Genomic DNA, 12477 nt, shown 5'->3' on the forward strand with positions numbered 1-12477 from the left:
TTGCTCTAGCAATTCTATATGGTTTATGAAAACCCTTGTGTTTCCCTAAAACTAGTCAAGTTTCCCTAAAAGTTTTAATTCTATTTATGAGGTTTGTCAGAATCCCTTATGAATCTTAAATGTATTAAAGAATAGAGTTTTTATTAATTTTTTCACTTTTTATGTATAAATTCATTTATTAAGTAACAATTTCAATAATTATATAAAAGGTTCAATAATTATATAAAAAATACAAATACTATATAGGCGAAAAGAAAACTCTGAAATCCCTTGTGGCTCTAGGGTTAGATTAATTGTCTGGCAAAATTGAATCGAAATACTAACTTATCCATAAATACAACAACAAACAATTCAGTTTCACACAAGTTTTATAACAATGTACTAAGGTTTACACAATTTAATTAATAAATTACTAACAATTCCACAAGTATTTAGACGTAATTCAGTATATGGAAGTACAAAAAACAGTAGGGAAGAAAAATCAAACCTACTGTTTTTTAGAATTATAGGGTAATAGAAAGATTGTCTATTTTATTTCAACATGACAAATAGCCCTGTTCTTAGTAATTTTTTTGAACAAGGCTTATAATCTATTCGTTTTTCAAATTTAAGTAAGTCGGAACGCATTAGGTACATCTATATCATGAGAAATGAGTTCCAGTACAAGTGCATGACGCGTATCATTGTCTAAATATCGTTCCGCCCATGGAACAAACGATTCACGCAGTTTTGCTCGTATCATGCCACCGATTGATTTTATTTTTTCTCCAAGTGTTAAGAAACTTTCACATTGATCCATTGCATAACTCATGGTATAAGTCATAAAATTATCACGAAGTTGTTTGTTTTTAATATATGTAGCGATTCGTGATACTTCTCCTTTATAAGAAACAACAATGTCTTTACGATCTTTATTGGTTAATGCTATGCCAATGGATTCAAGACGGGCTGTTGCTTCTTTACGCATTTTAGCTTCAGTTTGTTTAATCTCAGGTCGATCATTTTCAATCACACATGCAGGATTCATGCTAACTGTAAATTGAGTGATAACGATTTGTTGGATTTTTTCACGTATACGAGCTATGCGTCCTTTACGTGGGTTTCGAACCTTTTGTATAGCAGCATCAAATTTAAAAATTGGCGAGATGATTTTCAGGTAGTTACGCACCTTTTTCGCATTGCGCCCTAAACGTTCCTTTAAGCCATCCATGTTACGAACACAAGAATAATCTTCAACGGAATTTTTACTATTTTTAAATTGATGAGTAAAGTGGGTACATAATCCTAAAAATTCAATAATACCTTTGCTGTCACGATGGGAAACTAATTCTTTTAAAATCGAAGTCTCTAATAATACATGGGGAATTCGAAAATATGAAAGTTTTCCATCATTATCTTTTGTTTCCTTTGCTGTACGATTTAATCTTGCATAGTTGCAAATTTCATACACTGGAATTTTTCCGTTAATAAAAATTTCTCTAACAAGTCCAGAATGAAGTAAAGCTTGGAAACCTGTATGAATAGTTGTATAGGGAATATCAGATTCGTTCGCGATAGTAGATAGTTTGAAATCGCGAGGAAGTCGCCCTAAATCATTTACCTTATAGTGAAGTAAAATGTAAGTGGCTAATGCGGATGAAGGCAAAGCATATTCTCCAAGCACGTTATTTTTGATTAAATATATACGAAGCTCATCAAAAAACTTTGGCCCATGCATGAGGAATTTTGATTTTTGATTTTTTTTACTAAATTTCATGTTTGTCTTCAAAGTTCTTTTGTCTAAGTGAATACCGCTAGTTAGATCACTAGCAGTTAGGGTTTCAAAATTAGTTGCCATAGAAAAAAACCTCCTATTTTTTGCCACCGTAAATGCACAGAAAAACGCTGGAAAAGTAGAGGTTTTTATTCACATTATAATTTTTACATGCTATAATGGTCATGTAGCAAGCATAATTATAAAAGATAAACCCCCTACTTTAATCGGGTTTTTAATTGGTTCACCGGCCAAAGTGAATTTACCAATTAAAAATGTGTGCGGTAGGGTTTATTTTTGTTTTTTTTACTATATCATAGTTGTTTTTTATGTATATGTTCTATTGTATAACTATTATTGAAGGATATCAATAATAGTTATGGTTTTATTTAAAGCAAATACCATATAAATTTTAAAAATCCCTAGTTATTACTAGGGATTTTTTATTTGATATTTAATGTATTTTGAAAATGTTTTAAAGTCAAATAATAATTTTTCTTGTTTATATCCTAAGAATTCTAAATATTCATTTAAGTCGTTTTCTATGGACTCTTTTTTATTTATAGGTAGATTATTTAGTTCTTGTTTTAATTCTTGAATTAAGTTTTGCAAAGATGCAGTACTATTGTTATTTATGATTGCAACATCTTCTGTGCAATCAGGATGTGTGAGTACAGCATCTTTTAAAGTATGCTGTTCAAATTGTAGTTCATCAGTTTTGCCAAGTAAATAATCTGTACTTACTTCTAATGCTGTAGCAGTAAAAACTAGAATACTATATGGAGGTTCTGAACCTTTATTCTCCCAATTAGATACAGTTGTTTGAGGTAAGGGAGATCCAGATAATTTACTGATTTCCTCTCCTAATTGTTTCATACTCCATCCGCGATCTAAGCGTAACGTTTTTACACGGGCACCAAAAATACTCATATTTCAATTCCTTTCTAATTAATATCCTATAAAGATATACATCCGAAGTAGTTAAACGACAACTACTTCGGATGTATTTTCTGAAAAAATACTAAATTATAGTTGATTTCACTTTTGAAGTGATGTACAATGTAGTTAAGTCGAAAGAAAGGAGGTTGAATTAACTATGTTATACCAAGAGAGGGTAAGTAAATCAATTTCTTTAGAAAAGCTTTCCCAAAAGATACACATTAAACCCCAAGTGTTACATGCTATTGAAAAAGGAAAATCTGGAGTGAATGCAGAACGAGCAGAAAAGATCTCTGCTATTTTCAATAAACCTGTAGAATACTTTTTCATACCGACTTATTATAAGGTTCGTGAAGAAGTTACTTCATAGTAATTGATTATAAAAAGATGAAATTTAATTAACTTTCTAGATTAATTATAGTGAAAAATATTCAAAATTCAAATGGAATTACTGGCTTTTGAAAACTGAACACATATATTAATGGTTTAATACGATGAGAAATTTCCAACATCGGTACAGCCAAAGTAACCACTTTAACAATACTTTATATTTCTCTTTAACGATATATAAAAATAAAACGATGAAAGGGGTATTTGGTCATGTTTTTGACAAAATGTATAGATTTGACACAGAGTATAGAGCAGATGTACATCAATCCGCTTACTTTACCAGAGGTGGGAGCGGAAGTGAAGAAAAATAACGTAATCTTTGGAAAACCTGGGAGAGGTAGAAAGTTCTACTTAATGCAAGAGTTAAACCGATATGCAGAAGATTTGGTAGTTTCTAGCAAGGCGTATCAGGCTGTGGAACAGGCGACTGTTTGGAAAGAAACGGTGGTAGATCTTTTAGCAAGTACGGTACTGTATCTGGGTATGTTTCCGAAAGAAAAGGGATTTTTAGCTGATTTGCAAATGTTCTTTACACAAATGGAAAAGAACCCCTATATATGCTCTCATATTATAGACGTATTACATGAGAGTCATCCATTTTACCGAGTTATGAAGCGGTTTGATGGGCAGATTCCTAAGGAAGCGATGCATCTTACTCTACAGATTCTAGATGAACATATACAAGGGCAGAAAATATGAAAATGAAAGTACTTAAGGGTATGGGACAACAGAAGTGTACGGAGTTGATGCAACTGTAGCGTAGCGCAAGGCGGTAGGACAGAGAATGGGAGGTTACGAAACTGAAGATAACCAATAAGGCTTTATTCATACTTGTATCAGTTTCTCTGTTAGGAGCTTGTAGTGAGCCAAAGGACAATCGTGTAATAGAACATCAGAAGACGTCGATAAAAAGTGTCAAAAAGAATGAATCCGTACACTTGCCAGTCAATATTTTTGAAAATAACAACTATAAAATTGAAGGGCAAAAAGTTACATTCACTCGTAGTATTACAAATGTTGAAATGAGAGATTTTGATCAATCATCTGAACTTGATTTTCGGGATCGTTATAACGATTATGTAAGTAAAAAAAGTTTAAACTTCAAAAATGATTTTAAACTACTAATCATTAACATGAAACATGAAATAAATGAAAAAGCAAGAAGTAATCCATACGAAGGCTATTTATTAAACGTGGGTTCAGGACTTGTAATAGGTGAAAATGAATTAGCTAGTGAAAATGAATTTTTAGAATACCAGCAAACATATATTACCGCCGATCATAGAGCAAAATCGACTTTTGAACAATCAGGAAAAATATTATTAGCGATTCCGAATAGATACGCTAAAAATAAAAGCTTACAATTAAAAATCGTTCAAAAAATAAATAAGACAAATAAACTTGTTTATATTGATTTGAATTAAACGAGGTGGACGAATGTTAGACGACATCATAAAGGGCATAACGAATTTCTTTTTTGACATGCTTATGGGGAGTACGAAGAGCTTCCTTGATATGATTACTGAATTGTTCCAAAAAAGCGTTGATACGGTTCAAACAAATGTTTCAGAAACGCCAACAGAGTTTTCCCAAACGATTGTCGATAACCTGAGGATAATATCTGACACCGCCATATTGCCCGTTGCGGGGCTGATTTTAACATATGTGTTTTGTTATGAACTATATCAACTAGTTGTTGAAAAAAATCGTGGTGGCGATTTTGACGCGGGACAATTAATGTTTTTAATCATTAAAACAAGTGCAATGATTTTATTGTTAACTAACGCTTTTGATATAACACTTGCTGTATTTGATCTCGGTAAATGGATAACAAATCATGTGCCAGCCTCGACATTAAAGATACCTGATTCTATAAAAGAGAACATTATTGGCTCAATAGAAGAGGGTGATGTAGGAGCTGCAATGTCAATGTGGTTTGTTTCAGGTATTGCTTTAGTTATATCGTTCGTTATGAGTGGGATTATCTATTTAGTAGCTTGGAGTCGTATCGTTACAATTATGCTTTATATTTCAGTTGCTCCACTTCCTTTTGCAACGTTTTTAAATCGTGATTGGATTGGAAGTATAGGGCAATCATACGTTAAAAATTTATTGGCACTAATGCTTCAGGGATATTTCATGTTAGTCTGTCTAGTTGTATATGCTGGATTACTTGAAAAGGCAAGTAGCTTAATAACTACCGAGGGAACAGGGTTATACGGATTAATGTTAATGATTGTTTCAATGGCAATTCTAGTAGTCACGTTAACTAGAACACATACACTTGCCAAATCTGTAGTGGGGGCAATGTAGATGAAGCTATGGTTCACTAAAAATAAAAAGTTATTAATTACGTTTGGTGTAATGTCTCTAATAACATTAATAATAGCATTGTTTGAGATACATTTAATTGTAAGTAATGCTGAAGATTTATACGAATATTCAACATCAAAAACTGTTTCAGATGATTTAAAGACTGTTAGCGTACTAGGTGTATTTAATATGATACTACTTGCTCTTTGGACATTTACATTTATCATTATCTTTCTAAAAATTATTTTTCCAAGTAAAAAGGTAGTACACAACGCCTTATTTATAGAGGATTTAAGATTTTTGAAAGATATGCCTAGTGAACTTAGGAAGGGGTTAGATAAGAATGAATAACAATTTCGTTGTATCTATTCCCAAGGAGTTAAAGAGCATAAAATCTAAGTTGTTTTTCGGATTAACAAAAAGGCAATTGATAGGATTTTCAATCGCTTTAGCGATAGGTTTACCAGTATTTTTCTTACTAAAAAGCTATAGCGTGGACATTGCTTTATATGGTCTTTTCTTTGCAGCATGCCCAGCGATTTTCGCTACAATCTACACCAAAGATGGGATGCCTGCTGAAACGTGGATCAAACTGTATTTAGAATATAAACATCTGAATCCACAAAAAAGATACTTTAAGGTATCAAAAAGAAACGTTAAAATTGCAACAGAAAGGAATATGATGAATGAAAAACGCAAGGTTAGAAAAAATCAATCTGTTTCAGGCGTTGCAAAAACTAATTGATTCAAAACGGCCAATAAAAAAAACTACACAAGAAACATTAAATTACAACAAAATGTATCCGAATGGGGTTTGTCATGTTGGACAGAAAACATATAACAGAATGATTCGTTTTTCGGATATATCGTATCAATTATCACAAGACGAAATAAAACAAAGGATCTTCGCACAATATAGTACATTACTAAACTCATTCGATGACACGATTAAAATTCAATTTTGCTTTATCAATTATCGCATGAATGGTGAAGAGAATGAGGAAGTGCTTGAGTACAGCAAAAGCATGAGTAATATTGAAGATTTTGAAACAATGCAGGAAGAATACTTTTCATTCTTAGAGGAACAAAGGAAAAAAGGAAATAATGGTATTGTCCGAAATAAGTACTTGGTTTTTTCAATCACAGATGAAACCTATGATAATGCCGTTAGACGTTTAGCAAGTATCGAAGAAAATATTAGAGATCACTTTAAAACATTAGGTGTAGGGGTAGAAGAATTAAATGGTATTGAACGATTATCAATTATTAATTACCTGTTAAATAATAATTCTAAACACTACATCGAATTAGAGAATTTATCAAAGGAACAATTAAATGGTGGAACAACTAAAGATTTGATTGCACCTAAGAATATAGATTTTGAGTCCTATGCAGATGAATTTAAAGTGAATAACAAGCATGCGGCTGCTTTACATTTAAAGATTGAAGCAACGGAATTATCGGACCGAGTTCTAGCAGACTTTTTAGACTTAGACCTCGAAATACTTGTTAGTATGCATATTCGTAGTCTGGGACAACAACAGGCTGTTAAAATGGTTAAATCAAAAACATCTGACCTAGATAGTATTAAAATCGAGGAACAAAAAAAGGCTCTACGCAGTGGTTATGACATGGATATTCTTCCAACAGATTTAAATATGCACGTTGAAGAAAGTAGAAAGATTTTAAGGGACTTACAAAGAGAAAATGAAAGATATTTCTATTTGACCTTTACAATTGTAGTTTTTGAAAATGACCGCAAAAGCCTAGATAATGCAATTTTTAGATTGAATTCTGTCGCACAAAAGCAAAATTGTACATTGAAAAAACTGAAACTACAGCAAGAAAGAGCACTAATCAGTGCTTTACCGTTTGGTGATAACATTACTGAAACAGATTTAGAGCGTGGACTGACAACCTCATCTACTGCCATATTCGTACCATTTACTACAATAGAATTGTATCAAGAAGAAAGAGAACCTGTATATTACGGTTTAAATGCTCTAAGTAGTAACTTGATTCAGGTTAGCCGAAAATCCCTTAAAAATCCAAATGGATTGGTTTTGGGTACACCTGGTTCGGGGAAATCATTTTCCTCCAAACGAGAAATAATAGATACCTTCTTGAGAACTACAGATGATATTTTGATTTGTGATCCAGAGGCGGAATACACCCCATTTGTTTACAGGCTAGGTGGAGAAGTGATTAAACTATCTGTAAATTCCAAGCAACATATCAATCCGTTAGATATTTCATTGGAATATGGGGAAGGAGAAGATCCAGTTGCCTACAAGTCGGAGTTCGTTCTCACCATGATGGAAGTAGTTGCTGGGGGGAAATGGGGACTAACAGCAAAACAAAGAACAATTGTAGATAAATGTGTTCGTATTATTTATCGTCCTTATCTTGAAAATCCAATACCTGGTAAAATACCGATTTTAAAGGATTTATATAATGCTTTAGTTGATACCAAGAGAGTTGAAGGGCAAGAATTAGCAGATGCATTAGAATTATATGTTCACGGTTCATTAAATGTATTTAATCATCCTACATCTGTTGACGTTAATAATCGCTTGATTTGTTTCAATATTAAAGAGTTGGGTTCTAATTTACGAGAGTTAGGCATGTTAGTCCTACAGGATCACGTTTGGAACAAAGTAACGATAAACCGTAATCAAGATAAGAAGACATGGTATTACATGGATGAATTCCACAAACTTTTAGCAGAAGAACAAACAGCAAATTATAGTGTGGAATTTTGGAAAAGGTTTAGAAAATGGGGCGGTATACCAACAGGTATGACGCAAAACGTTAAAGATTTATTAACAAGTCCGAAAATTGAAACAATCATTGATAATACAGACTTTGTTTACCTTTTAAATCAAGCGCAAAGTGATAGAAGAATTTTACAAAGTAAATTCGGTATTAGTGATTATCAAGCAAACTATATAACTAACTCTAAAGAGGGAGAAGGTTTAATTGTTTATTCAGGAGTCATTTTACCGTTTAAGGATAAGTTTCCTAAAGACAATTCCCTATATCCAGTTATGACAACAAAGCCAGAGGAAATTAAGCATTTGAGGGCAACCGCAAATGAGTGATGAGGGGGCTGCTGAAACTTGATTAGGAAAAAAACATCTGATAAATCAAATAGCAATTTTCGGCAACAAGAGAGTGCTATGAAGGAATTAGATAAAAATATTGAGACAGCAGAGCAAAAAAACATCTTACAAGCTAAAAATGTTATTGAAAGCCCGCAACAAGAGATAGATCAGGGGAAATTAGAAAAAGAATCATCTAAACAATCGCAACACAGTAATCAAGAGTTTCAGCAACAAGAAAGCGCGGTACAGGTAGTAGATAGGAAATATGAAACAGCCGAACAAAAACAATATGCGCAAACTACAAGTACTATAGAAAGTCCAAAACAGGATACAGGTCAAGGGACGTTACAAAAACAATCTTCCAAGTTATCACAGCACACCAGCCAAGAATTTCAACCTCAAGAAAGTGTGGTACAGGTAGTAGATAGGAAATATGAAACAGTTGAACAAAAACAGTTTTCGCAAACTACAAGTACTATAGAAAACCCACACCAAGAGACAAATCAAGGAAAATTGCAAAAGCAGTCTTCTAAATTATTTGAGCATACCAGCCAAGAATTTCATCAACCAGAAAATACCGCAAAGGTACAAAATAAAACGTTTGAAACAGTTGAACAAAAACAGTTTTCACAAACTGTAAATACTATAGAAAGTCCACACCAAGAGGCAAACCAAGGAAAATTACAAAAGCAATCTTCTAAATTATTTGAGCATACCAGCCAAGAATTTCATCAACCAGAAAATACCGCAAAGGTACAAAATAAAACGTTTGAAACAGTTGAACAAAAACAGTTTTCACAAACTGTAAATACTATAGAAAGTCCACACCAAGAGGCAAACCAAGGAAAATTACAAAAGCAATCTTCTAAATTATTTGAGCATACCAGCCAAGAATTTCATCAACCAGAAAATACCGCAAAGGTACAAAATAAAACGTTTGAAACAGTTGAACAAAAACAGTTTTCACAAACTGTAAATACTATAGAAAGTCCACACCAAGAGGCAAACCAAGGAAAATTACAAAAGCAATCTTCTAAATTATTTGAGCATACCAGCCAAGAATTTCATCAACCAGAAAATACCGCAAAGGTACAAAATAAAACGTTTGAAACAGTTGAACAAAAACAGTTTTCACAAACTGTAAATACTATAGAAAGTCCACACCAAGAGGCAAACCAAGGAAAATTACAAAAGCAATCTTCTAAATTATTTGAGCATACCAGCCAAGAATTTCATCAACCAGAAAATACCGCAAAGGTACAAAATAAAACGTTTGAAACAGTTGAACAAAAACAGTTTTCACAAACTGTAAATACTATAGAAAGTCCACACCAAGAGGCAAACCAAGGAAAATTACAAAAGCAATCTTCTAAATTATTTGAGCATACCAGCCAAGAATTTCATCAACCAGAAAGTACCGCAAAGGTACAGAATAAAACGTTTGAAACAGCTGAACAAAAGCAATTTTCACAGACAGCAAGTGTTATAGAAAGCCCAAAACAGGATACCAGCCAGGGAAAATTGCAAAAGCAATCTTCTAAGTTACTAGAACACAGTGCTCAAGAACTAAAGCAACCAGAAAGTACCGTAAAGGTACTAAATAAAAAACAAGAAACAGCCGAACAAAAACAAGTTTTACAAACGATAGATGCTACTGAAAGCCCACCAGAAAAAAGGCAAGGGAAGTTACAGAAGCAATCTTCTAAGTTATCCCAACACATCAAACAGGAATTTCAACCCCATGAAAGTGCGGTACAGAAAGTTGATCGTAAGGTTGAAACAGCCGAGCAAAAACAAGTTTCGCAAACTAAAAGTGCAATAGAAATTCCGCAACAGGGGACAAATCAAGGGAAATTACAAAAGCAATCTTCTAAACAGTCACAACATGTTAATCAAAAGATTCGAAAACAAGATCTCATTAAAGATGTTAAGCAACCAGAAATATTAAAAACATCACAACAAAATCATACAGGGCAAACGGGGAAAGCTCTTTTAAAAGAAAATGATAAAGATTCCCCAAAATCATCAACTGATAACTCAAAAATCCAAAAGGGAATGCGTTTTGTTGGAAAACTGGGTAAGAATTCCTTGATTGCTACAAAGGCCGAAGTTAAAAAGAACTTAATTGATGCAAAAAACAGTTTGAAATATGGTGCTAAAACTACTGCGATTGCTACAAAAGACTCTTTAAAGGGTGGTATTAAAAAGTATCAAACAGCATTAGAAAGAGAAGATGAAGGCGTTAGAATAGGGAGTCAAGGAGTCACTCAAGGTTATAGAACAACCAGAACATTAACCAAAAAGGGTTTCGGATTAGCTAAAAAGGGTTTTAAAAAATTAAGGCACAGAAGACGAGAAAAGCTTTATATAAAAACACTTGATAAAGGGAAACTTGAAAATTACCTAAAGGAAAAAAAGCTAAACAAAAAACTAGATAAAAAGATTAACGCAAAAAAATTAACGAAAGCAACAGCAATAAAGTTAACAAAATTACCGCTAAATGTAGCGGGAAGTAGTGCTTTAAAGTATCAGGAGCAACTAGAAAAAGGTGATGAAGGCGTAAAATTAGCGAGTCAAAGTGCTACGAAAATTGCTAGAGCTACAAAAAAACTCGCTAAAAATAAAATTAAAGCAAATGCGAAATTAGGGAAAATGGGTAAGCAACAAAGTAAACTCGTAGCTTTTCCTAATAAAGATAAAAAACTCAAAGTAGAATCAAGATCCATCTTGAAGAAAAAAGCTGTTAAAAAGAAAATGTACTACGGTTCATTTCGAGATAAGAATAAGGCAAAAACTTTAACTAGTATTGCATCTAACGTTAAAAATCAAGTTGCTAATTTGTTCAAAAGCTTAGGTAAAATTAATCTCCAAAATGTTAAAAAACTAATAGGAACTAAGATTGCAGCAATACTTGGTGGTGGATTGGCTAGTGCTGTACCGTTACTACTTATTGGGATGATATGTTTACTAATTGCAGGTGCATTTGGTGCAGGATCATCATCACAAGAACAAGTCAGTGGAAACATTGGAGCTTCAAAAAACTTATCTCCTGAAGTTGAAAAATGGCGAGGACTAGTTGAAAAAGAGGCTGCTGCACAAGGCATGCAAGATTTCGTTAATTTACTTTTAGCTATAATACAAATCGAGAGCGGAGGAACGGGTACTCGCGATATTATGCAGTCTTCGGAATCTGCTGGTTATGGTAGACCAAACGTATTTCAGACAGAGGAAGAGTCAGTTCGACAAGGTGTAAAGCACTTAAAAGAATGCTTGCTTGCCCTAAAAGCTTTTAACATGGGGTTTGAAAATAATATTAAGGCATTAGCACAAGCCTATAATTATGGTAATTATTTCGCAACATGGCTTGGTAAAAGAGGGGGAGAGTATAACCTTGAGGTAGCTGAAGAATACTCACGAACTGTAGTAGCCCCATCGTTAGGAAATACTACTGGGATTACTACATCTTACGTCAATGAAACATCGCTTCGAGTAGGTAAACCCTATAGATATGTTGATGGAGGAAACTTCCATTATGGTGAGTTAATTAGTGAGTACATTGGTGGTCCTGGTGCAAATATTTCAGGAGATTTCAAAATAGTATTAGCTGAGATTGAGAAGTATCAAGGATGGCCGTATAAATGGGGCGGTAAAAATCCAACTCAAGGATTCGATTGTAGCGGGTTAACATCTTGGGGCTTAAAACAAATTGGAATAGATTTACCTTCATACGCCCTAAGTCAATATGAGCTAACAGAACCAATTGATCCAAGTCAAGCACAACCAGGGGATTTAATCTTTTTCAAAGGTACTTATCAAAGTCCCGATCATATTTCTCATGTTGGGTTTTACATTGACGAAAACACTATGTATGACAGTGAAGATGCTGGGATTGGTTATCACAGTTGGAAAACTCCATACTGGCAAAAACATTTCGCTGGAATCCACAGAGTGAAAAGATAATTAGTTTTAAAAATGTAT

General features: G+C 33.4%; 10 protein-coding genes. 8 read left to right on the forward strand and 2 right to left on the reverse strand.

The genetic code is table 11. From position 1 onward, the window contains the following. Positions 1 to 607: 607 nt before the first annotated feature. Positions 608 to 1837: a hypothetical protein gene (locus MHH27_RS31200; RefSeq protein ID WP_340945849.1), complete on the reverse strand. Its 1230-nt coding sequence runs from the start codon at positions 1835 to 1837 to the stop codon at positions 608 to 610. A gap of 348 nt (positions 1838 to 2185) precedes the next feature. Then, positions 2186 to 2683, reverse strand: a complete 498-nt coding sequence (locus MHH27_RS31205; protein ID WP_340945852.1) for a helix-turn-helix domain-containing protein — start codon at positions 2681 to 2683, stop codon at positions 2186 to 2188. 166 nt (positions 2684 to 2849) lie between these two features. Here MHH27_RS31205 and MHH27_RS31210 point away from each other — a divergent pair, with 166 nt between their 5' ends. The 8 genes from MHH27_RS31210 to MHH27_RS31245 all read left to right on the forward strand — a co-directional run bounded on the left by MHH27_RS31210 (position 2850) and on the right by MHH27_RS31245 (position 12459). Then, a complete protein-coding gene (locus MHH27_RS31210) occupies positions 2850 to 3062 on the forward strand; it encodes a helix-turn-helix domain-containing protein (protein WP_144508676.1) in 213 nt (70 codons plus the stop codon). Between the two features lie 230 nt (positions 3063 to 3292). Beyond that, positions 3293 to 3781, forward strand: coding sequence for a hypothetical protein (locus MHH27_RS31215; RefSeq protein WP_340945857.1), 489 nt, complete (start codon positions 3293 to 3295; stop codon positions 3779 to 3781). Between the two features lie 239 nt (positions 3782 to 4020). Beyond that, the gene (locus tag MHH27_RS31220) at positions 4021 to 4506 is read left to right on the forward strand and encodes a hypothetical protein (RefSeq protein ID WP_340945860.1); all 486 of its coding nucleotides are present in this window, start codon (positions 4021 to 4023) and stop codon (positions 4504 to 4506) included. Between the two features lie 13 nt (positions 4507 to 4519). After that, the gene (locus MHH27_RS31225) at positions 4520 to 5395 is read left to right on the forward strand and encodes a VirB6/TrbL-like conjugal transfer protein, CD1112 family (protein ID WP_340945863.1); all 876 of its coding nucleotides are present in this window, start codon (positions 4520 to 4522) and stop codon (positions 5393 to 5395) included. Next, complete coding sequence (locus MHH27_RS31230) at positions 5396 to 5746, forward strand: hypothetical protein (protein ID WP_340945864.1); 351 nt, start codon at positions 5396 to 5398, stop codon at positions 5744 to 5746. It begins immediately after the preceding gene. Continuing rightward, on the forward strand, positions 5739 to 6140 hold the full coding sequence (locus tag MHH27_RS31235) for a PrgI family protein (RefSeq protein WP_340945867.1): 402 nt from the start codon (positions 5739 to 5741) through the stop codon (positions 6138 to 6140). Before MHH27_RS31230 ends, MHH27_RS31235 begins: the two co-directional genes overlap by 8 nt. Beyond that, entirely contained in the window at positions 6082 to 8496 is a 2415-nt protein-coding gene (locus MHH27_RS31240) for a VirB4-like conjugal transfer ATPase, CD1110 family (protein ID WP_340945871.1), read from the forward strand. Before MHH27_RS31235 ends, MHH27_RS31240 begins: the two co-directional genes overlap by 59 nt. Before the next feature lie 18 nt (positions 8497 to 8514). After that, positions 8515 to 12459, forward strand: coding sequence for a lysozyme family protein (locus tag MHH27_RS31245; RefSeq protein WP_340945872.1), 3945 nt, complete (start codon positions 8515 to 8517; stop codon positions 12457 to 12459). The last annotated feature ends 18 nt before the right edge of the window (positions 12460 to 12477 follow it).

The organism is Bacillus sp. FSL L8-0152, from assembly GCF_038006365.1.
Lineage (GTDB): Bacteria > Bacillota > Bacilli > Bacillales > Bacillaceae_G > Bacillus_A > Bacillus_A cereus.